Raw genomic sequence first — 21,318 nt, 5'->3', positions numbered from 1 at the left:
ATGAACGGGGCGGGGCGCGTCAGGTGCGCCGGGGCAGCAGCGCCACCGCCGCCAGCGGCACGGCCGCCAGCACCAGCCAGGGAACCGCGGGCGGCAGACCGAGGTCCAGCAGGGTGCCCGTGGCGGAACTGCCCGCCAGCACGATCAGGCCGGACACCGAGGACAGTGCGCCGGTGTAGAGCCCGAGCCGGCCGTCCTCGGCGAGGTCGGGGACCCAGGCGCGGGCGACGGGCGCGACGAGCATCTGCCCGACGGTGAGCAGCACGACGAACCCGGCGGCGGGCAGCAGCCCCGCCGTCCCGGTCCACCCGGCGGGACGGGCCGCCGCCACGACGGCGAACCCGGCGGCGATGAGCACGAGCCCGGCCGCCATGGACCGGCGCGCCGCGAGCCGCCGGCCCGCCCAGCGGGTGACCGGCAGTTGCGCGGCCACCACCAGCAGCGAGGACAGCGCGAACAGCCAGGCCAGCGCCGCCTGCGAACCGGTGGCGCGCTCCACCTCGTCCGGGAGCGCCAGGTAGAGCTGGTTGTAGGCGAGGAGGTAGGCGCCGTAGGCGCAACACAGTGCCAGGAAGGGGCGGTTGCGCAGCAGCAGCCGCGGCCCGCCCGCCATGCGGGTGCGGGGGCGGCCGGGGATGTGCTGCGGCAGCAGCAGCGCGTGCCCGGCGAGGACGAGCACGAAGACGCCCGCGCCGGCGAGGCAGGCGGTGCGGAAGTCGACGGACAGCAGCAGCGCGCCGAGCAGCGGCCCGACGAAGGCGCCCGCCTGCCCGGCGACGGTGAACAGCGCCAGCACCCGGGTGCGCGGGCCGCCTCCCGACTCCTCCCACAGCACGGCCTGCCGGGCGACCTCGGACTCGACGGCGGGCGAGAACAGCGCGGCGGCGAACCCGATGAGCAGCACCGCGCCGATCACCGCCCAGGTCCGCCCGGCGAACCCGAGCCAGGCGAAGCCGGCGATCCGGAGCACGCAGCCGGCCAGGACGACGGGCCGTACGCCGTACCGGTCGGCGAGCGCGCCGCCCACCACGAACAGCCCCTGCTGGCTGAAGGTCCGCAGCCCGAGCACGAACCCGACGAGCCAGCCCGCCATGCCCATCGCCCCGCCCAGGTGCTCGGCCAGGAACGGCAGTACGGCGAAGAAGCCGATGTTGAAGGCGAGTTGGGTGAGGATCAGCAGACGCAGCAGGGGCGAGAGCCGGGCCTTCGGCGGGTTTTCGGCCCGCGGGGCGGGTGTCGAGGAGGTCATACGGCGCGCACCGGTTCTCCCCGCCGCTCGCGGGCCGCGGCGTTCGCGCGGATGGGGCGCGGCAGCCGTGTCCCGCCCGCCGCCGTGACGGCGAGCGCGCCGAGGAGGGCGAGGACGGCGGCGGGGGCGAGGACCGCCCAGGGGGCGCGTTCGGCGTAGGGCTGGTTCTCGGCGAGCAGCAGGCCCCACTCCGGGGCGGGCGGGCGCGCGCCGAGGCCGAGGAAGCCGAGCGAGGCGAGGGCGAGCGCGATGCCGGGCAGCCGCAGCAGGGCGTGGCGGGTGACGGACGGCAGGACCGCGGGCAGGAGTTCGTACCGCAGGAGGTGGCTGCGGCTCGCGCCGAGGGCGCGGGTGGCCGTCAGGTGCAGGGTGGCGCGTTCCTGCCGCAGCAGCGCGGCGGTGTGGGCGGCCAGCGGCGCCCAGGCGACGGCGGTGACGGCGAGCGCGGGAGTGGCGGGCCCGCCCCCGGCGACGGCGGTGACGAGGAGCGCGCCGAGCACGGGCGGCACGGCGTTGACGGTGTCGACCAGCGGCGTGGACAGCCGGGGCAGGAAGCCGAGCAGGAGGCCGAGGCACAGGCAGGCGGCGCCGATGCCGGTGGCGAGCAGCAGGGTGTCGAGGGCGCCGTGGCCGATCCGGGCGAGCAGGTCGCGGCCGAGGGCGTCGGTGCCGAACGGGTGCTGCGGGGAGGGCGGTCGGAGCCTGTCGCCGGTGTCGAGGGCGAGCGGGTCGCGGGGCAGTCCGGCGGCGACGACCGCGAGGAGGACCGCGCCGAGGAGCAGGGGCCGGCCGCTGGGGGCGGAGGGCGGGTGCCGGTGGAGGGTGGGCAGCGCGCCGTCGCGCAGCGCGGGCCCGGCGAGCAGCCGGGCGGCGGCGCGGCACAGGCCGGTGGAGGCGGCGGCCAGCAGCAGCATCGCGAGGGTGCCCGCCTGGAGGACGGGCAGGTCCTGGGCGAGGGCGGCCTGGAGGGTGGTGCGGCCGAGGCCGGGGATGTCGTGGATCTGCTCGACGGCGACGGCGCCGCCGGTGAGGCCGACGGCGAACAGGCCGAGGTTCGGCAGGAGTCCGGGCAGGCAGCGGCGCACCGCCTGCCGGGCGACACGGCGGCCGGGCACTCCGCGCGCGGCGGCGGCCCGCGCCCACGGTTCGGCGAAGGCGCCGGGCAGCAGGTCGTCGAGGAGCCGCCCGAGGACGGCGCCGGCGGGCAGGCCGAGGGCGAGCGCGGGCAGCACCGTCCACCGCGGCCCGTACCAGCCGAGGGCGGGCAGCCAGCCGAGGTGCACGCCGACGACGGTGGCGAGGACGGACGCGGTGAGGAACTCCGGGAGTGCGGCGAGCACCGCCGACGCGGCGCCGCCCGCGGGCCGCCCGTCGAGCGCGCGGCGCGCCCCCAGCCGCAGCGTCCGGGCGCACACGACGGCCGCGGTGGCGGCGGCGACCGCAAGGGCGACCGCCATGAGCAGCAGGGACACCCCCAGAGCCCGGAGCACGTCGGGCAGGACCGGCGCCCCGGAGATCCAGGAGTGCCCGGCGTCCCCGCGCACCAGACCCGCGAACCACCGCCCCAACAGCGTCAACGGGCCGTCGTCGAGGCCGAGTTGATCGCGGACGTCGGCCAGCGCCTCGGGGGTCGGGTCCCGGTCGGCGGAACGGGCCTTGAGGACCGTGCGCGCCGGGTCGGTGTGCGCGAGCCACGGCAACAGGCCGATCCCGCACACGAGGCCGCCCGCGAGCACGGCCCGCCACACGAGCCCGGCAGCACCACGTCGCATGGGTCAGCGCCGCGTCCCCGTACCGACGAGGGTCCGCTCGTAGGGGTCGAGCAGCACGCCGCGCACGGAGGCGGCGACGCCGGTGACGACCCGCTGGTGGACCAGCGGGACGACCGCGTCGGTGCCGAGGATCGCGGCCTCGGCGGCCATGGCGGCGTCCTGCCGCCGCGCTGTGTCGGCGGTCGCCTCGGCCTTGGCGACGGCCCGGTCGACCCGCTCGTCGCACAGCCGGGCGAGGTTGTAGCCGCCGTCGCAGGTGTAGTCGCCGGCGAGGACGGCGACGGGGTCACCGGTGTCGACGAGCGTGTTGCGGGCGAGGACCACGGCGTCGAACTTCCCGGCGAGCGCGTCGCCCTCCATCCGCGAGTACTCCCGCACGTCGAGCCTCACCTTGAACCCGGCCTTCTCCAGCTGCTGCTTCAACACCTGGGCGACCTCCAGCAGTTCGGGCCGGTTGTCGTAGGTGGCGAGGGTGACGGTCCGCCCGGCGGGCGCGGCGGGCTTCGCGCGCCCGGCCGGCTCGACCCGCTTGCCCTCGGCCCAGGTCACGGCGGGCCCGTAGATCCCGGCGCCGGGATCGGCGTGCCCCTCGTACACGCCGTCGGCGAGCGCGGCCGGGTCGACCGCGGCACGGGCGGCGGCCCGCAGCGCCGGGTCCTCGAAGGCGCCGGACGAGGCGTTGAGGAGGAGGCTGGTGGTCCGCGTGGTGGCGGTCTCGCGCCGGGTGTCCTTGCCGAGGGAAGCGGCCTGGGCGACGGGCACGGCCTCGGCGATGTCGGTCTGCCCGGTGCGCAGGGCGTTGGTGCGGGCGGTGCCGTCCGCGATGAACCGGGCGTCGATCCCGGAGGCCTGGGCGCGTCCGCCCCAGTAGTCGTCGAACCGGTCCAGGGTCGCGGAGGTGGTGCCGTTCACCTCGGTGAGCTCGAACGGCCCGGTGCCGGTGCCGACGACGTCGACCCGGCCGCCGTCGCCGTACGCCTTCGGGGCGAGGATCGCGAGGCTGGGTCCGGCGAGCCGCAGCGGCAGTACGGGATCGGGGGCGGCGGTGCTGACGCGCACCCGCCGGTCGCCGTCGGGGCGGGCGGTGAGCGTGACGCCGGACAGGGCGGCGGGCACGGGCTTCGCCCCGGCGGCTCGGGTGAGGGAGCCGGCCACGGCGGCGGGCGTCACGTCGGTGCCGTCCTGGAAGACGGCGTCGCGCAGGGTGAACTCCCAGGTGCGGTCGCCGGTCCGCCGCCAGGACTGGGCGAGCGCGGGCGCGGCGGCACCGTTGGCGTCGAGCGCGGTCAGCCCCTCGGTGACGCCGAGCCGGCTGAGGATCGTGGCGTCGGCGCCGTACGGGGAGAGCCGCTCGGCGGGCGGGAAGGCGAGGGCGACGCGCAGCCGGGAGCCGTCACCGCCGCCGTCGTCGGGGGTCGTGCCGCCACCGGAGGAGAAGCAGCCGGCGAGCAGGGGCGTGAGGAGGAGCGCGGCGAGGAGGCGCGGGGCGCGCGGGGTGCGGACGGGCATCACCGGCCGACCGCCTCGAGAGCGGTGTGCGCGCCGTCGCGCACCATGGGCAGTTCGAAGTGCATGACGCCGTTCCCGCCTCCGGGGTCGGTCCGCTCGTCGTGGACCAGGTGGCCGAGGGACCGCCAGAAGGCCTCGGCGCCGGGGACGGCGGGGTCGGTGTGCAGATACACGGCGCGGTAACCGCCGTCGGCGGCGGCGAAGTCGAGCAGCGCGCCGACGAGCCGGCGGGCGATGCCGTGCCGCCGGTGCTCGGGCCGGACGTAGATCCGCCGCAGCTGGGCGGTCACCCCGGAGGGGAAACGCTCGGCGACCGCCAGGGGGTTCGGCGGATGCGCCGGGCCGCGCGAGTCGAGCGCGCCGGTGCCGACGACGGCCCCGTCCCGTTCGTCGACGGCGACGAGCAGGGTGTGCCGCGCCGGCGCGAGATAGGCGGAACCGGGGTCGATGATGTCGCCGTGCCAGCGGGGCACGTATCCGGTGCCGAAGTCGCGGTAGACGGTGTCGAGCATGACGGCTCGGGCGCCGTCGAGGTCGTCCGGGGTCGCCGGCCTGATGCAGTAGTCGCGCACTTGCACATCATATGCATTAAGGAGGAGTGGCAAGATCACCCCCTTCTCGCACAAGTTCCCGCCAGGCGATTTGACACCCCACCCGCCACCCCCTAGACCTACCCACATGACATTCATTTTCACATGCGGGGAGCGGTAGTGCGCGTCGCGTTCGTCGGCAAGGGCGGCAGCGGCAAGACCACGCTGTCGGCCCTCTTCTCCCGCCATCTGGCAGCCTCCGGCGCACCGGTCCTGGCCGTCGACGGCGACATCAACCAGCACCTCGCCGAAGCACTGGCCCCGGACGAGGAACCCGCGCAGCCCGCGCCCCTGGGCGCACACCTGGGCGAGATCAAGGACTTCCTGCGCGGCACCAACCCGCGCATCGCCTCGCGCGAGGCGATGACCAAGACGACTCCCCCGGGCCGCGGCTCACGCCTGCTGCGCCTGCTGGGCGACGACGAACTGCACGCCCGGCACGTCGGCAACGCGGGCGGCGTCCCGCTGATGGTGACGGGCGAGTTCGAGGAGAGCGACCTCGGCGTGGCCTGCTACCACTCCAAGCTCGGCGGGGTGGAGCTGTACCTGAGCCATCTGGTCGACGGCCCCGGCGAGTACGTCGTCGTCGACATGACGGCGGGCGCGGACGCGTTCGCCTCCGGCCTGTTCACGCGGTTCGACATCACGTTCCTGGTGGCGGAACCGACCCGCAAGGGCGTGTCCGTCTACCGCCAGTACCGTGACCACGCACGGGAGTTCGGCGTCCGGATCGCGGTCGTCGGCAACAAGGTCACCTGTGAGGACGACCTGCTGTTCCTCAAGGAGGAGGTGGGCGACGACCTCCTCACCCACCTCGTGCACTCCCCCTGGGTGCGCGCCGCGGAACGGGGCCGCCCGCAGGACGGCGGCCTCGCCTCCCTCGAAGCGCACAACCGCCACGCCCTCAACGTCCTGCGCGAGACCGTCGACTCCCGCCCCCGCGACTGGGAACGGCTGCACCGCCACGCGGTCGAGTTCCACCTCCGCAACGCCCGGGCCTGGGCGAACGAGGCGACCGGGCTGGATCTGGCGGAGCAGGTGGATCCGGGGTTTGTGCCGGGGGTGACGGGGGTGGGGGACTGAGGTCGGGTGGCTGTACTCGGGTGGCTGTACGTCGGCTGGCGGTGACTGCGTGCGGGCGGCTGCATACTGGTCGCGGGCGACGGGCGACGGGCGACGGGCGACGGGCGACGGGCGACTGCATACCAGCCGTGCGAACGACTGTATGCAGGTGACCGTATGCGGGTCGCCGACGACTGACGTCGGGTGACTGCGTACCCGCCGCAGGCGACTGCCTACAGACGAACGCCTTCACGCATCCGACGCCATCTTCGTGAGCCGGTCCCGCGTCCCGTCCTTCCACACGATGGACAGCGTGTCCTTGCCGTCGAAGGGGTTGCGGAGCAGGGCCGCCCTCCCCTCGAACACGTCGGTCTTCGGGCGTCCGGGCTTGAGTTCAGCGGTGTTGACGCACTTGATTCTCACCTTGTAGGCGCTCGGCGGCCGGCCCGTCAGATTGCCGAAGCAGATGTCGGTGCCCCCACCGGCCGTCCCGCCTCCCGGACGGCCGAGGGTGCTGATCTTCCCGTTCTTCCGCACGGTCAGGACGTAGAAGCCGTAGCCGGAACCGCTGGAGGTCAGGCTCCAGCTGCCGACGGGGCTCGCCACCGAGGTGCCGGTCGGCCGGGGACTCGGGCCCGAAGGGCTGGGCGAAGGGCCGGTCGTGCGGGGCGGGGAGCTCGGCGCGGAGGGCGCCGGTTTCGTCGTACCGTCCGGGCCGCCCGGCCCGGACGGTCCGCCACCACAGCCCGCGACGGTGATCAGCGCGGCGGCGAGGAGAGGGCCGAGGAACCTCCCGGACGGTGTGCGCATGGGTTCCCTCCTCATCGGCGGACGACCGGCGAGAACGCGTCGCGCACGTCGGAGCCGGACGGCTTGACGTACTGGTCGGACGGGGCGACGCCGTAGTAGGTGATGAAGTACGGGCAGCTCGTGCCGCTGATCTCCACCTTCCGGTCGGCCACGAGCTTGCCGGTGCGCAGTTCGTACACCTTCACCGGGATACGGACCTTGTGGAAGGTGACGTATGTGAGGCCTCCTCCGGAGCCCGACGACGGGCGGTAGGGGCACGTCTGCACGGCGGAGCCGTGACCGGCGGAACCCGCGCAGACCACGAGCGCGGCCTCGGCCGGGTTCCGGGTGCGCCAACGGTCGGGCAGCTTCGCGGTGTACTCGGTGTCGCCCAGGAACAGGGCGCGGTTGGTTCCCTTGCGGCGGGCGGGGGCGCCGCCGTACTTCGCCGGGTCGGCGCAGTATCCGGTCTTCGAGCTGTGCGTCGCGGTCACCAGGTCCTGGACGTGGTCGAGTTCGATGGCCAGGCCGACCTTCTTGAGACCGCTGCGGGCCTTGGTCGTACGGTCGTCGCCGGGGTACTGGTCGAGCAACTGCCGGTAGTGCGAGCGTGCCTTCGTCCACTCCCGGCGGGTCATGAGGTCGTCGCCGCATTCCAGGAGCGCGGCCGGTGCGGTACGGGCGGCGGTGGCCGACGACCGGTCCAGGACGCCGTGTCCCGCCTTCCTGGCGCGGAGCCAGTCGGTGACGGTCACGGTCTCGCAGGGGTCACTGGTGGGCAGCCGGCCGAGGAATCCGTCCAGGGCCGCCGCGACGGCCGGCTCGTTGGCCGGGTCCTTCAGGAGCGCGGCCAGTGTCCCGTAGCCGGACTTCAACGCGTCGACCTCGCCGTCCAGTCCGTGGGACAGGTCGGCGCGGGCGGTGTCCAGCCGCTCGCAGGCGTCCACGGCCGTGTCACCCCGCGCGGCGACCGACGCGCCGGCGAGCCGGTGGCCGAACCCGATGGTCTCCTGCGCGTCCACGACGCCCGCGCAGTCGCCGTTCTCCCGGGCCTCCGTGACGCGGTCCTCGATGCCGTGGGTGTCCAGCCGGAGCCACCCGGTGGCCAGCAGCACCGGGACCGTGACGCCGAGCGCGACGAGGCGCTGGCCGCGCGGCCCGCGCCGGGCGCCGTCGGGGCGGCCACGCGCCAGCAGCCACCCGTGGGCGACGAGCAGCAGCCACCACAGCAGCAGGACGACCTCGCTCCACGCCCCGGCGGTCGACGCGACCGTCCACACCAGGGTCACGGTGACGGCGCCGGACGCGGCGAACAGTGCGCGGCGCCCCATCAGCAGGTAACCCGCGCCGAGCAGTGAGGCGTTGCCGACGGCCACGGCCAGGGGATCGGGCGCGGCGTCGCGGACGACGGGCGGCCGGGAGGGCTCCGCCGGTTCGGGAAAGTCGGCGTGATCCGGGTGGTTCGGGTGGCCCGGGTAGTCGGGGTGCTCCGGGTGGTCGGGACGGTCCGGGTAGTCGGGGTGGTCCGGGTAGTTCATGGTGTGGCCCCTCGCGCCTCGGTGCGGTTCATGGTCCGGCCCCTCACGCCTCGGTCGTCGGCCGGTCGGCGTGCGGCAGGGGCGTTCTGGCCCGGACGTACGCCTCGGCGCCGGGCCGGTACAGCAGGACCACCCCCGGGACGGCGAGCGCGCAGGCGAGGAGCAGCGTCGAGCCGCCGTACAGCGGGTCGGCGAGCGCGAACGGCGCGGCGACCAGCAGGATCACCGCCGTCAGGCACGTGACCGTGGTCCGGGCGACCCGCCGTCCGCGGCCGGCCCGCACCGCGAACCAGGTGCAGGCGAGGAACAGCACGGTCATCAGGTTCTGTGCCTGCAACGCGGGGTCGGACATCGCCGCCACGGCCGCCATCAGCGCCCCCAGGATCAGCAGGATCACGGCGAGGGTCACGCTCCGCGGCCGGCGGGCCTCGTCGGGGTTCACCGGTGTCCTCCTTGTGCGGGTGGGTGTGTACAGAAGATGCGGGTGTGTATGCACGAGACGGCACATCGTGTGCACGCACGGGGGCGGCACACGCGGGTGCGCACACGGGCGCACATGCGGGTGGACGTACGGACGGCACACACGGGTGGACGCACGGGACGGCGCGGGCCATGACCGGCATGGCGTTCGCGCCGTCCCTTGCTCCCCCGTGAGGTGATTCCACCGCCCGGGACGGTTGTTCAGCAGCCCGTGCGCCGCGCTGAACAATGCGGTGTCCGGCCCGAACAACGCGCCGGCCCGTCCCGGACGCCGCGAGGGGCGTGAAGGGTGAAGACACCGTGAACCCGCCGTGTCCGCACCGGCGTCGGGCCCCTCGCCGCTTGCGGCCGCTCGCCGCCGCTCCCTACCGTGGGCGCCCGTACGAACACCGAGCGCATACGACGTAGCGCTCACCGGATGCACACAACGGGGCGGCACGTGGCGGGACATGGGGTGGGACGCCGGGAACGGGGACTGGACCCGGGGGCCGGGCCGGTGCAGCGGTTCGCCGCGGAACTGCGCGCCCTGCGGGAGTCCGCGGGCCGGCCGACGTACCGGGCCATGGCGCAGAAGGTGCCGTTCTCGGTGACGGCGCTGTCGCAGGCGGCGGCGGGACGGCAACTGCCCAGCCTGCCGGTGACGCTCGCCTACGTGGACGCCTGCGGCGGCGACCCGGAGGAATGGCGCCGCCGCTGGGAGGAGACGTCGGCGGAAGCCACCGCACCGGGCCCCGACGGGGACGACGCGCCACCGCCGTACCGCGGTCTGGCCCGCTACGAACCGGACGACGCAGCCCTGTTCTTCGGCCGCGACCGGCTCGTGGACCGGCTGTGCGAACTGACCCGGCGGCACCGCTTCACCGCCGTCTTCGGCCCGTCCGGAAGCGGCAAGTCCTCCCTGCTGCGGGCCGGTCTGATCCCCCGGCTCCGCGACACGGCCGGCGGCGCCGCCGACGCCCCCGCGGCCGTACGCGTCCTCACCCCCGGCCCGGACCCGCTGCGCACGCACGCGGACCGGCTGACGCCCGTGCCGGACACCGACGCGGACACCTGGCTGATCGTCGACCAGTTCGAGGAGCTGTACACGCTGTGCGCCGACCCGGCGGCGCGGGACGGCTTCGTGGACCGTCTGCTGGCGGCCACCGAGCCGGACAGCGGGCTGCGCGTGGTGATCGCCGTACGCGCCGACTTCCTCGGCCGCTGCGCCGAACACCCGTTGCTCACCGCCGCGTTGCAGGACGCCACGCTGCTCGTCGGGCCGATGACCCGGGAGGAGTTGCGGGAGGCGGTCGTGCGTCCGGCCACCGCGGCGGGGCTGATCGTGGAGCGTTCCCTGACCCGGCGGCTGCTCACGGAGGTGGCGGACGCCCCGGGCGGCCTGCCGCTGATGTCGCACGCGCTGCTGGAGACCTGGCGGCACCGCACCGGCCGGACCCTGACGGAGGCGACGTACGAGGCGGCGGGCGGCCTGCACGGCGCCGTGGTACGCACCGCGGAGCACGTCTACGCCGAACTCACCGACGACCAGGCGGACCTGGCGCGCCGCATCCTGCTGCGTCTGGTCGCGCCGGGCGACGGCACACCGGACACCAGACGCCCGGCGGAGCGCGCGGAACTCGCCCTCGGTGACCCCGACGACACCCGCGCGGTACTGGACCGGCTCGTCCGCGCCCGGCTCCTCACCCTCGACGACAACACCGTCGACCTCGCCCACGAGGCCCTCATCACGGCCTGGCCGCGACTGCGCGGCTGGATCGACGCCGAACGCGACCGTCTGCGCGTGCACCGCTCCCTCTCCGCGGCGGCCCGCACCTGGCAGGAGCTGGGCCGGGAGAGCGCGGCCCTGTACGCGGGCTCACGTCTGGCGGCGGCCCGCGAGGCGTTCCCCGCGGACCGCCACGACGACGAACTGACGCGGGCGGAACAGGAGTTCCTGACGGCGTCGGAACGCCGTCGCCGCCGGGGGCTGTGGCGGCGTCGGGCGGTGTCGGCGGTGCTCGCCGTGCTGGTGCTGGTCGCGTCGGGCACCGCGGTCGTCGCGCTGCGGCTCAGCGCCACGGCACAGGCGGAACGGGACGACGCGGTCTTCGGCCGGATCACTGCGGAGGCGGACCGCCTGCGCGACACGAGCGCGTCACTCGCCGCCGGCCTTGATGTCGCCGCATACAAAATGCGGTCGACGGCAGACCTGCGAACGCGGCTCATCACGGACGCGGGCCGAGTGCTGTCCACGCGGCTCCCGGGGCACGCGGGGGTGGGCAGCTCCGTGGCGTTCACACCGGACGGCCGCACGCTGGCGAGCGGCGGACACGACGGAACCGTACGGCTGTGGGACGTGGCGGGCCGGACCGACGCCGACGGTAAAGACGCGCTCCCGGGCGCCCCCCTCGGCAAGCCGCTGCGTTTCCCGGCCGACGCGGTGGGCGCCGTGGCCTTCTCCCCGGACGGCACGCTGCTGGCGGCGACGGGCCGCGGCGGCGGCATCCGCCTGTGGGACATGACGGACCGCACGGCACCGCGCCCTGTGGGCACCCCGCCGGCCAGTCACGACAAGGAGAACATCGTCTCCGTCGCGTTCGCCCCGGACGGCCGGACCCTGGCCACCGCCGGCGACGACGGCACCGTACGCCGGTGGGACCTGACCGACCCGGCACACCCCGCCCCGCTCGGCGCCCCGGCCCGGGCGGACGAACGCAGCGTCCGGGCGGTCGCGTTCACACCGGACGGCCGCACCCTGGCCACCGCCGGCTACACGGGAACGGTACGGCTGTGGCGGGTGGCGGGCCGGGACGGCCTCGAACCGCTCGGCAAGCCGCTGCGCGGGCACGAGGCGTCGGTGTGGACGGTGGCGTTCTCCCCCGACGGCCGCACCCTCGCCACCGGCGGCTTCGACGAGACGGTCAGGCTGTACGACACCACCGACCCGGCGCGACCGGCCCCGCTCGGCGACCCGCTCACGGTGCACTCGGCACCCGTGTGGTCCGTCACGTTCTCCCCCGACGGCCGCACGCTGGCCGGCGCCGGACAGGACGACACGGTGGTGCTGTGGAACGTGGCCAACCCGAAGTACCCGCAGCAGCTGGGCGAACCGCTCACCGGCCACACGGAGGGCGTGTGGGAGGTGGCGTTCGCCCCGGACGGCCGCACCCTGGCCAGCACGGGCGCGGACCGCAGCGTCCGCCTCTGGCACCTGCCGCGCACGGTCCTCACCGACTTCACGAACCCGCTCACGTCCGTGGCGTACAGCCCGGACGGCAGGCTGCTGGCCGCGGCGAGCACGGACGACGCGCTGATCCGCCTGTGGGACGTACGGCGCCCCGGGCACCCGCGCCGCCTCCCCCGGCCCTTGGCGGGACACGAGGAGGCGGTGCTGACGGTGGCGTTCGCGCCGAACGGCCGTACGCTGGCGAGCGGTTCGGAGGACGGCACGGTGCGCGTGTGGGACGTGACGAACCCGTCCCTCCCGGAGCCTTCCGAGACCCTGCGCTCGGCGCACCCGGGCGGCGTGTCGTCGGTGGCCTACTCCCCCGACGGCCGCACCCTCGCCACGGCGGGCCTGAACGGCAAGGTCCGCCTCTGGAGCACGGCAGGCACCCCGCGCCCGCTCGGTGACGCCTTCCTCGCCCACGAGGACTGGGCCACGTCGCTCGCGTTCTCCCCGGACGGCCGCACGCTCGCGACGGCCGGGGACGACAGGACGACCGGCCTGTGGGACGTGACCGACCGCGACACACCCCGCCGGATCGGCCGCCCCCTGCGGGGCCACACGGACGCGGTGACGTCGGTGGCCTTCTCACCGGACGGCCGCACGCTGGCAACGGCGAGCCTGGACCGCACGGTCCGCCTGTGGAACGTCAACTCTCCCAGGACGCCCCGCCCCTCTGCCGAACCCCTGACGGGCCACCGCGGCGGCGTCACCTCGGTGGCCTTCTCCCCGGACGGCCTGACCCTGGCAACGGCCGCGGCGGACCACACGGTACGCCTGTGGAACACGGCGAGCGCCGACCCCCACGGCGAGGAACTCACCGGCCACCTCGAAACAGTCACCTCGGTCGCCTTCAGCCCCGACGGCCACACCCTCACCTCGGCGAGCAACGACCTGACGGCACGGGTGTGGACCCTGGACGCGGACAGCTCGGCCCGCCACGTGTGCGCGCACACCGGGGGCGACCTCACGAGGGCGGCTTGGGGGGAGTTGCTGCCGGGGGTGGAGTGGCGGGGTGGGTGCGGGGAGTAGAGGTGCCACACGTTCCCGGCTGTCCCGCACGGCGGCCGCTCGCTCGCGCCAGGGGCCCCATTTCCGGCAATCAGCGCTTCTTGAAGCGTTGGGCCACGTTCGCGGAGGGAAGCGAGGCGAAGCGGCAACGGGGCGCATACGGGTACCCACAGCGCAAGGAGTGGTACGTCGACGCCACGACGGTGAGCCGCGAGCAGGCGGCGCGGGGGGCTGTCACAGGGCCGGTGCCCGCGTGCCCGCCGACGGCCGAAAATGAACGACCGCAACACGGTGCTGCACTAACGTTGTTCACCGCTGCGCACCTTCCCGGAGGGTACGTCGGCGGTGTTCATGTGCCGGTCCTCGGTCGTGACTGACGAGTGGTTTCCCTGCGTGTTCTCACGCGGTGCGACTGCGGATGCCCGGAAGGGCGGTCCCGCCATTCCCAGCTCACGCCAAGGAGTGGACACCTATGAACCCCGTTGAGTACAAGCCTGCACGTCGTCACCGGCTTCGCGAGATCCTGGTCGACGTCGCCGCGGGTGTCGCCACCCAGCTCGTGGTGGCGGCCGTGACGGCGGCAGCCCGCCTGCTCTTCTGACGCAGGCCTGTGGCGGGCCCGGAGAGCCCGCCACTCCGCATGTCCGGCGGCGTACGTCAGAACAGTCGCGGATCGGACGACTGCGGGCGCGCGCTCTGGCGCCTTCTGCGGGAGCGGCCACCCCGGCGGGGCCGGGGCAGGTGCGGTACGCGCGCTTCCTCCGGCAGGTTCTCCCAGGTGGGGCGCAGCCCGTGGACCTGCACCTCACCCACCAAGCCCTTGAGGTAGCTCCGGGTCTCCTCGTCCGTGGAGTAGAGCACGGTCGCACGGCTCGCCCGGGTCATCAGCACGTGGTAGGCGTGGCGCACCAGCCGGGCGAACTCCTGATCGTCGACGCTGCCGGCTCTCACCTTGGGGTCGAAAGAGCCCGGGACGGCGACGCGCTTGACGCCGGTTTCCGGGTCCTTCCGTTCCTTGCCACGGCGGAACACCCACCGGTCGTCCCGGCGCACCATGTCCTCGCCCATGATCACACCGCACCAGTCCCATTCGAGCCCTTGGGCCGTGTACACACAGCCGATCTGATCAAGACCCTTCTCGTGAACGGACCAGATCCTGCAGGGTGGCGCTCCGTCTTCACAGAACGCGTCGCTGTCCGCGTTCCACGGTCTGTGCCAGTCACCGATGCGTACGTCGTTCTCCAGGCGCCTCTCCTTGCCGAGCGGCTTGGTCCACGGCCAGCAGTACCCCGCGACAAGACGGGCGGACGCCCCGGCGAGCGCTTCGGTGCGGATGATCCGTTCGAGTTCTTCCGGGCTGTCCGCCACCTCGACGTGCATCAGTCCGTCCGGCGTCCACTGCTCCGGCTCCTCGTCCGTTACCCCGAGCACGGAGCGCACCCAGCGGATGTAGGCGTCGCTGCCGCCGCAGCGGAACTGTTCCCGGAGTTCGTACCGGAGGAGACTGGCGCCGTACCGCTGCGCCGCGTCCTCGATCAGTTCGACCGTTCCGACCTCGTTCGGTCGCACGCACTGACCCTCGTCGAGGAAGAACACGGTCAGACGGGACGCGTCGAGGAGTTCGTCGACCTGGGGCTTGGTGCCCTGCTGCTCGGGCTTCCAGAGCCGGTTGGTCGAGCGGTCCCGCAAGCGGTGCGCCTCGTCGCAGATCAGCACGTCGAGGGGTGGCTCCGGCGGGGTGACAAAGTTACTGAAGTAGGTGAACGTCTCCTTGAACTGGCGGTCTCCGTAGCCGACGTGTTCCTGGATCGCGCCGTTGAAGGCTCTGCTGCCGCTGGCGTACTTGACCGTGTGGCCGCCTGCCTCCAGCTCCGCCTTGAGCTGGAGACCGATGGCGCTTTTCCCGGTGCCGGCACCGCCTGTGACCAGGAAGACCACACGCCGCTCGTCCGGCACGAGGGCCGGACGCCGGGGGTCCGGGAGGACCTTGGCGGCAGTGTCGAGAATCTGGTCGGCGACCTTCTTCTGCCGGCCGCGCAGGGTGAAAACCGTGTCTTCTCCGCGGGAGCGAATCATGGCGTCCAGCAGGGGTGTGTTGCGCAAGCCCATGTTCTGCAGCAGCAGCTCGGCCGCGGAGGCGCCGCCGTCGGCGGCGAAGTGCCTGCGGAGGTCGGACAGCAGTTGTTCACGCCGGTCACTTGTGTAGACGTGGGCGTAGGTGCCGGTGGGTGCGCCCACGTCGACCAAGGGCTGCACAGAGGCGTCGGTCGCGTTGTGCAGGTAGGCGAAACCGCCGCATTCGAAGCTCAGTCCGTGCAGCGGACCCCTGCCGCCCGTGAACGCCTCGTAATACTCGCGCAACTGCAGAGCTGGATGCTTCTTCGTTCCCATTCCCGGTACATGAATCATGTCCGCCGTGGCTCGCTCCACCTTGGTCACCATCGACCAACGCTTCAACTCGACCAGTTGAACGGACAGCCTCCTCTCCTCAGGATGGTGACCCACGAGGACGACATCAATGAGCCTCGGGTCACCGGAGCGGCGGTCGGCCTCGTCGATGGTGGCAGCACACTCGACGATCATCTCCACGTTCCCGCGTCCGGCGGCAACCAGATCTTCGGCAAGGCTCACGAGACTCTCGGCCCACGCGGAACGTTCCGTCAGCGAAGCGTCGGCACCTCTGAAGTGCCGCCATCTGGCGGCCAGGTGAGGCACCATACGGCGCCTCGAGTCCAGGGTCAGCAGATCCTGTGCTGCCAGCCTCAGCAGGAGCATGGACACGAGGTAGTCCCCCAGAGCACGAGTGACTCGTGCGGGTGGGGGCATGTCCTCGTGAGGAAGCCCGTCGGGCCGCGATCAGTACTCGTGATCTTAAGGAGACGGCCGTCCCGGGGAATGCGGCGACGCCGTTGTCGGCCCGAAGCGCGACCATCATGGCTGGAACAAGTGCCTCGCGGCGAGGATCTGTCCTGATCCCGGATCAAACCGTGGAAGGCTGCCGGTCCAGTCGGCCGCCCGTCAGTTCCCGCAGTTTCTCCCGCGTCTCCCGGTCCGTCGAGTACACGATCGTGCCGACCATGCCGCGGGTCAGGAGGACCTTGTAGGTGTTGCGGATCAGGCGGTCCACATCGCTGTCGGGTGTGGACTTCTTGAACACCGGGTCCTTGGAGGCCGTGCGGTCCGTGACCCAGCGGTCACCGCGCCAGAGCAGGTCGGGGCCGATGATGACGCCGGACCAGTCGTACTCGAAGCCCTGGGCGGTGTAGACGCAGCCGACCTGACCGAAGCCGGCCGGGTCGGTGGCCCACAGGGCGGCCGGGGGCGCGCCCGAGACGGAGCGGTCGCCGCGCAGGTTCCAGGGGCGCGCCCAGTCCCCGATCACGACGTCGGGCGGCAGCGGCTCGCCGGGCTTGGGCTCCGGGGACCAGCGCCAGCAGTAGCCGGCGGACATGCGGGCGCCGTAGCCCCGGGCACGGCGGGCGTCGAGGAACGCCTCCATCTCCTGCGGGCTGTCGGCGACCAGAAGCTGCATGCGGTCGTCGGGTTCCCAGATCACCGGTCCGCCGGGCTCCAGGCCCAGGAGCCGGACCACCCAGCGCAGGTAGGCGTCACTGCCACCGCAGCGGAACTGGCTGTCCAGCGGGACGACGTGGCAGGGGATGCCACGCTTCGCCGCTGCCGCCTTGATGTCGGCCACGGTTCCCATCTCGCCCGGGCGCACGACCTGGTGCTCGTCGAGGAAGAAGACGGGCACGTAGGCGGCGTCGATGAGTTCGTCGATCTGGGCCCTGCCGGTCCGGTGCTCCGCGCGGGTGTAGCGGTTGGCCGAGGTCTCCCGGATGCGATGGGCCTCGTCGCAGATCAGCGCGCCCAGGCTGTTCTTCTCGGCGGTCATGAAGCTGTTGAAGTACTTGAACAGGTCCTGGACCTCCCGCTTACGGGAGCCCGCGACCTTCCGCATCGTCTTGGTGAACGACTGCGAGCCAGTGGCGTGCAACGCCGGGACTCCACGGCGGTACAGCTCACCGAGCAACTGCAGGGCGATCACGCTCTTGCCGGTGCCGGGACCGCCGGTGACGATAACGACTTCCTTGCCATCGGCGTGCTTGGCCTTCTCCACCGCGTTGAGCACCATGCGGTACGCGACCTGCTGTTCGTCGAGGAGTACGAACTGCTGGCGTTCCCGTACCTCCTCGGCGGCCACGGACATCAACTGCTTGGACGGGACCGTGGCGCCCGCGAGCAGTTCGTCCGCCGCCTTGGCACCGGGGTGCTCGTCGCTCAGCCGGGAGCGGAGATGGTCGAGGAAGGCGCCACGGCGTTCCCCGGTGAAGAGCAGACCGCGACCGTCGCGCTCGATCTCCCGCAGGCCGGTCACGCCGAACTCGGTGGCGTTGTGCAGGAAGGCCACTCCGCTGACCCGCTCCGCGTGTTCGGCCACCGCGCCGTTGAAGTTGACCAGGTAGTCGCAGTAGCGGCGTACCTGTTCGATGGGGTTGAGAACAGGGTGGGTGTAGGCCTCGACGTGGCAGAGGGAGAGGTCGTCCTCGTGAGGCAGTGCCTGGCTCCACTGCTTCAGTTCCACCACGACGTACGACGGCTCCCCGGTGGCGGGGTGGACACCGGCGAGGACGACATCGGCGCGCTTGCTGTTCAGCGGGAGCGCGTACTCCAGCATGACCTCCACATCGCCCAGCCCCGCGTCGTTCAGCACTGCGGCCAGGACCGGAAGGCTGCGCTCCCAGGAGCGCACTTCCGAGGTGCCGGGCCGGTAGCCGTGCATATGGGCGAACTGGTCGGTGAGGTGAAGGAACAGCGAACGGTCGAGCGCCATGACGGCGACCGTTTTCGCGGACGCGCGGAACAGCAAGGACTTCCCCCAGGCAGCACGAAACAACTCGTGCGGGTGGGGGCATGTCCTCGAACTCCATTAGGGAGCGGAAGCCCGTCGGGCCGCGTCGACTAACACTTCGAGATTACCGGGTGGCTCCGACAGTGAGTGCGCGGTCAACCATCGCGGCTCAGGTGTACGGATACTCCTCCGCCCCCACCTCGACAACCCCCTCCACCTTGAGAAACGCGCAACTCACCTTTCCCGACCGCACGATCAGCATGTCCGGGACGTGTGACTCGTAGAAGCGCAGGTAGCCGATCGGGCCCACGGTGGTGGTCCGCGCGCCGAGCCACTGGAGGAGCGTGCGCAGGTCGGAGAAACCGTCGGGGTGCGTCTCCTGGCGGACGGTCAGGGACCAGCCTCCGTCGATCGGGCGCAGCTCGGCCACGTGGAGGCCTCCGATGCGCCGTGCCCAGCCCCGGCCGTCCCACAGGGGGTACTCGTACGTCCCGTCCTGCCGGCCGCCCGGCTCGCCCAGGTGCCAGCGCAGCAGGTCGAGTTCCCGCTGCGAGAGGGTGTCGGGCAGGTCGAGCGTGAGCTGGAGTTCGTAGGTGTCGGCCATGGCCGCAAGGTTATGCGGGGCCTGAGCCGACGGGCTCCGGGGGTGACGCTCCCGTGGGTCAGTGCGCCGTTGGAGCGCCGGCGCTCAGAGTCCCGCCCGCTTCAGCAGCACCGGCAGCGCCTCCGGTTTCACCTTCTGGACCGACCGCACCTGCCCGAGGCCCAGTTCGCCGCGGGTCACCGGTTCGCGGGACAGCGCCTTCGTCGCCTCGGACAGCAGGGTCGCGGCGACCAGATACGTGACGTCGGGGTCGTCCTGGTCCTCCCAGGGCTCCTCGTCCACCTCGGCCACCGCGGTGACGGCCGCGTCGGGGCTGGTGAAGAAGAACCAGAGGCGGTCGCCCGGGCGCATACGGTTGCGGCGGCTGAGCCAGAGCTCCAGTTCCGGTTCCTCCTCCGCCAGCCGGCGGACGGTGTCCTTGTCGAGCGGCTCGCTGTCCAGCGTGTCCCTGTGCGGATTGAGAATGTAGATCCAGTCCGCCACGGTTTCCCCCTCGGTCAGGACACACGGCCCACGGCAACGCGGCACACAGCGGTGCGGCGCTCCATGGTGCCAGGAACCCGGCCCGCGCGCGTATGCATTTTCGAGGCGGGGCCGGAACGTGTGCCGCCGCCTTCCGGGAAGACGGCGGCACACTCAAGCGGCCCGTGCGGACTCTCACTGCTTCTGTTCGACCCGCACCCAGTCCACCTCCGCCTGCACTCCCCCGCCGGCGATCCGGTCCACGCTGGACTGCGGCAGGCCCCAGTACGGGGTCGTGACCTTGTTCCAGCCGGCCGGGTACGCGCCGCCCAGGGCCAGGTTCAGGATCACGTACTGGTTGTGGTCGAAGACCCACTCGCCCCGCGTCGACTCCAGCTTGTTGCGGGTCGTCTCCTGGACGAGGCGGTCGTCGACGAAGAAGCGCATGGTCGTCGGTGTCCATTCGACCGCATACGTGTGCCACTGGTCGGCGCGCCCGCCGTTCGGGTAGGTCTGGCGCGCGCCGATGTTGCCGTCCGCCGAGTAGCCGGGGCCGTGCAGGGCGGTGCTGGTCCAGTCGCCGTAGCCGATGTTCTCCATGATGTCGGTCTCGCCCGAGGCCGGCCAGGACACCGACGGGTCGTCGACGTCGCTGCCCAGCATCCAGAACGCCGGCCAGAAGCCGTCGCCGACGGGGAGCTTCATGCGGGCGCTCACCTTGCCGTACGTGAAGTCGAATTTGGTGTTGGTGTCGATGCGGCCCGACGTGAAGTCGTACGTGCCGCCGCCCGCGCGGGTGCAGCCCTTGCAGTACTTGGCGCGCAGGATCAGATTGCCGTTCTCGGTGCGGATGTTGTCGGCCGAGTCGACGTACGCCTGTGCCTCGCCGTTGACCGGACCCATCTCCGTGCCGGTGCGCACCACCCGCCACCTGCCCCGGTCCAGCGCGGGTGCGGTGAAGTCGTCGAAGAACGTGGTCCGGTACGTGCCCTGCTGCTCGCCCGGGAGTGCCGGGTACGCGGCCGTCGCGCTGCCTCCCGTGCCCCACACCTGGAACTCGTAGAGGGAGTAGCCGAACTGGGCGGTGGACGGCGCCGGGTTGTGGAACGAGCGGCGTTCCTTGCCGAGCATGCGGACGTAGCGGCCGCGGGCGGGCTGCGGGAGTTTCACCGAGTCGTGGAGGCCGACCGCTTCCGCCGGGGACTTGACGTTCGCACGGCGTGCGGCGACTTCGGTCGACGACGGACGGTAGACGGTATGCCATGTGCGGTTGTCGTCCGACACCTGCAGTTCGTAGTCGACCGCATACGCCGCTTCCCAGTAGAGATCCACCGTGTCGATCGTGGACGTGGCGCCCAGGTCCACCGACACCCAACGGTCCGCGTTCCAGTCGCTCGCCCAGCGAGTGGCGTCGTCCTTGAGGTTGGCGGGCCAGCCGCCGTCCGTGACGAACGCCGGGGAGGTGCCCGCGTGCTGGTAGAAGTTCGCGTACGCCGGGTGGTTCAGTGCCAGGTTGGTGCGGGTCGTGGACGCCGGGGCGGGTTCGCCGCCGTAGACGCGGAAGGAGTAGAGGGAGTAGCCGTACGGGGTCGCGCGCTGCACGCCGCGCATGCGGACGTAGCGGCCGGTCACCTCCTGCGGGTAGGTGTGGGCCGTGACGGTGCCGCCCGTGCCGTCGGTCTCCGTGTAGAACGGCGTCCAGTCGGTGCCGTTCTTCGACACTTCCAGGACGTACTTCTTCCCGTACGCCGCCTCCCAGTTCAGGACGACGCGGTCGACGCGGAGGGTCGAGCCGAGGTCGACGCGGATCCAGGCGTCGTCGGCGAAGTTGCTGGACCAGCGGGTGCTGTTGTCGCCGTCGAAGGCCAGGCCGGCGGACAGGCCGGCGTTCTCGCTGCCGGAGGCGGTGACCGCGGCCGGGTTCGCCGCGTGGGCGGCGGCGGCCCGGTCGGTGTCCCAGGCCGCTGCCGCCGCCGAGGGTGCCGCGGTGGCCGGTGCCGTGAACGCCGTGCCCGCCGACAGCACGGCCAGCGCCGTGAGGGCGGTCAGCAGTCTGCGACGTGTGCGAGGGGGTGTGGGGGACATGCGGCTTCTCCAGTCTCGACGTTGTGTCGTGCACCTGACATGCGCCACTGCGGGAGGCCGTGGCAGGCGCGGACTCCCGCATCCGCGCCCGCCACGGGGTTTCGGGGAGG

General features: G+C 72.7%; 15 protein-coding genes. 3 read left to right on the top strand and 12 right to left on the bottom strand.

The genetic code is table 11. The annotated features are described in order from the left end of the window. Positions 1–19: 19 nt before the first annotated feature. Genes QC282_RS04550 through QC282_RS04535 form a run of 4 tightly spaced genes read right to left on the bottom strand, consistent with a single transcriptional unit; the run spans position 20 to position 5,102 of the window. On the bottom strand, positions 20–1,249 hold the full coding sequence (locus QC282_RS04550) for an MFS transporter (RefSeq protein ID WP_279547872.1): 1,230 nt from the start codon (positions 1,247–1,249) through the stop codon (positions 20–22). Further along, positions 1,246–3,021, bottom strand: a complete 1,776-nt coding sequence (locus QC282_RS04545) for an ABC transporter permease subunit (RefSeq protein WP_279547871.1) — start codon at positions 3,019–3,021, stop codon at positions 1,246–1,248. The genes QC282_RS04550 and QC282_RS04545 overlap by 4 nt, the downstream gene beginning before the upstream one ends. 3 nt (positions 3,022–3,024) lie before the next feature. Next, complete coding sequence (locus QC282_RS04540; protein WP_279547870.1) at positions 3,025–4,530, bottom strand: ABC transporter substrate-binding protein; 1,506 nt, start codon at positions 4,528–4,530, stop codon at positions 3,025–3,027. Next, entirely contained in the window at positions 4,530–5,102 is a 573-nt protein-coding gene (locus QC282_RS04535) for a GNAT family N-acetyltransferase (RefSeq protein WP_279547869.1), read from the bottom strand. The genes QC282_RS04540 and QC282_RS04535 overlap by 1 nt, the downstream gene beginning before the upstream one ends. Positions 5,103–5,240: 138 nt before the next feature. Between QC282_RS04535 and QC282_RS04530 the strand changes: the two genes are divergently transcribed. Beyond that, positions 5,241–6,203 carry an ATP-binding protein gene (locus QC282_RS04530; RefSeq protein ID WP_279547990.1) on the top strand — a complete coding sequence of 321 codons (963 nt, stop codon included), beginning with the start codon at positions 5,241–5,243 and terminating at the stop codon, positions 6,201–6,203. Between the two features lie 228 nt (positions 6,204–6,431). Here QC282_RS04530 and QC282_RS04525 read toward each other — a convergent pair whose 3' ends face one another. The 3 genes from QC282_RS04525 to QC282_RS04515 are packed head-to-tail and all read right to left on the bottom strand — an operon-like array spanning position 6,432 to position 8,951. Next, positions 6,432–6,992 (bottom strand): hypothetical protein, encoded by a 561-nt coding sequence (locus tag QC282_RS04525; protein ID WP_279547868.1) that lies wholly within the window; start codon positions 6,990–6,992, stop codon positions 6,432–6,434. Positions 6,993–7,003: 11 nt separating this feature from the next. Beyond that, a complete protein-coding gene (locus QC282_RS04520; protein ID WP_279547867.1) occupies positions 7,004–8,509 on the bottom strand; it encodes a hypothetical protein in 1,506 nt (501 codons plus the stop codon). A 43-nt stretch (positions 8,510–8,552) separates the two neighbouring features. After that, on the bottom strand, positions 8,553–8,951 hold the full coding sequence (locus QC282_RS04515; protein ID WP_279547866.1) for a hypothetical protein: 399 nt from the start codon (positions 8,949–8,951) through the stop codon (positions 8,553–8,555). Positions 8,952–9,485: 534 nt separating this feature from the next. On the opposite strand from QC282_RS04515, the gene QC282_RS04510 reads away from it, so the two are divergent. Together QC282_RS04510 and QC282_RS04505 are read left to right on the top strand one after the other, a co-directional pair. Further along, a complete protein-coding gene (locus tag QC282_RS04510; protein ID WP_279547865.1) occupies positions 9,486–13,226 on the top strand; it encodes a WD40 repeat domain-containing protein in 3,741 nt (1,246 codons plus the stop codon). A gap of 451 nt (positions 13,227–13,677) precedes the next feature. Beyond that, entirely contained in the window at positions 13,678–13,806 is a 129-nt protein-coding gene (locus QC282_RS04505; protein WP_279547864.1) for a DUF6408 family protein, read from the top strand. A gap of 56 nt (positions 13,807–13,862) precedes the next feature. Here the strand turns inward: QC282_RS04505 and QC282_RS04500 are convergent, their stop codons facing one another. From QC282_RS04500 to QC282_RS04480, 5 genes are all read right to left on the bottom strand, one after another. Beyond that, complete coding sequence (locus QC282_RS04500) at positions 13,863–15,980, bottom strand: DUF2075 domain-containing protein (protein ID WP_279547989.1); 2,118 nt, start codon at positions 15,978–15,980, stop codon at positions 13,863–13,865. A 205-nt stretch (positions 15,981–16,185) separates the two neighbouring features. Continuing rightward, complete coding sequence (locus QC282_RS04495) at positions 16,186–18,075, bottom strand: DUF2075 domain-containing protein (protein WP_279547863.1); 1,890 nt, start codon at positions 18,073–18,075, stop codon at positions 16,186–16,188. Positions 18,076–18,226: 151 nt separating this feature from the next. After that, entirely contained in the window at positions 18,227–18,661 is a 435-nt protein-coding gene (locus QC282_RS04490) for a hypothetical protein (RefSeq protein WP_279547862.1), read from the bottom strand. A gap of 84 nt (positions 18,662–18,745) precedes the next feature. After that, entirely contained in the window at positions 18,746–19,144 is a 399-nt protein-coding gene (locus QC282_RS04485; protein ID WP_279547861.1) for a hypothetical protein, read from the bottom strand. 174 nt (positions 19,145–19,318) lie between these two features. Next, on the bottom strand, positions 19,319–21,208 hold the full coding sequence (locus QC282_RS04480) for a discoidin domain-containing protein (protein ID WP_279547860.1): 1,890 nt from the start codon (positions 21,206–21,208) through the stop codon (positions 19,319–19,321). Between the last annotated feature and the right edge of the window lie 110 nt (positions 21,209–21,318).

It is taken from the genome of Streptomyces sp. DH24, from assembly GCF_029813775.1.
Classification (GTDB): domain Bacteria; phylum Actinomycetota; class Actinomycetes; order Streptomycetales; family Streptomycetaceae; genus Streptomyces.
Note: the sequence above shows the minus strand (reverse complement) of the source record. Positions and strands in the feature narration are given on the sequence as shown.

What these genes read in the sequence shown, in the direction of transcription:
- QC282_RS04550 (WP_279547872.1), bottom strand. Translation starts at nt 1,249, where the DNA reads ATGACCTCCTCGACACCCGCCCCGCGGGCCGAAAACCCGCCGAAGGCC.
- QC282_RS04520 (WP_279547867.1), bottom strand. Translation starts at nt 8,509, where the DNA reads ATGAACTACCCGGACCACCCCGACTACCCGGACCGTCCCGACCACCCG.
- QC282_RS04505 (WP_279547864.1), top strand. Translation starts at nt 13,678, where the DNA reads ATGAACCCCGTTGAGTACAAGCCTGCACGTCGTCACCGGCTTCGCGAG.
- QC282_RS04500 (WP_279547989.1), bottom strand. Translation starts at nt 15,980, where the DNA reads ATGCTCCTGCTGAGGCTGGCAGCACAGGATCTGCTGACCCTGGACTCG.
- QC282_RS04540 (WP_279547870.1), bottom strand. Translation starts at nt 4,530, where the DNA reads ATGCCCGTCCGCACCCCGCGCGCCCCGCGCCTCCTCGCCGCGCTCCTC.
- QC282_RS04545 (WP_279547871.1), bottom strand. Translation starts at nt 3,021, where the DNA reads ATGCGACGTGGTGCTGCCGGGCTCGTGTGGCGGGCCGTGCTCGCGGGC.
- QC282_RS04480 (WP_279547860.1), bottom strand. Translation starts at nt 21,208, where the DNA reads ATGTCCCCCACACCCCCTCGCACACGTCGCAGACTGCTGACCGCCCTC.
- QC282_RS04525 (WP_279547868.1), bottom strand. Translation starts at nt 6,992, where the DNA reads ATGCGCACACCGTCCGGGAGGTTCCTCGGCCCTCTCCTCGCCGCCGCG.
- QC282_RS04490 (WP_279547862.1), bottom strand. Translation starts at nt 18,661, where the DNA reads ATGGCCGACACCTACGAACTCCAGCTCACGCTCGACCTGCCCGACACC.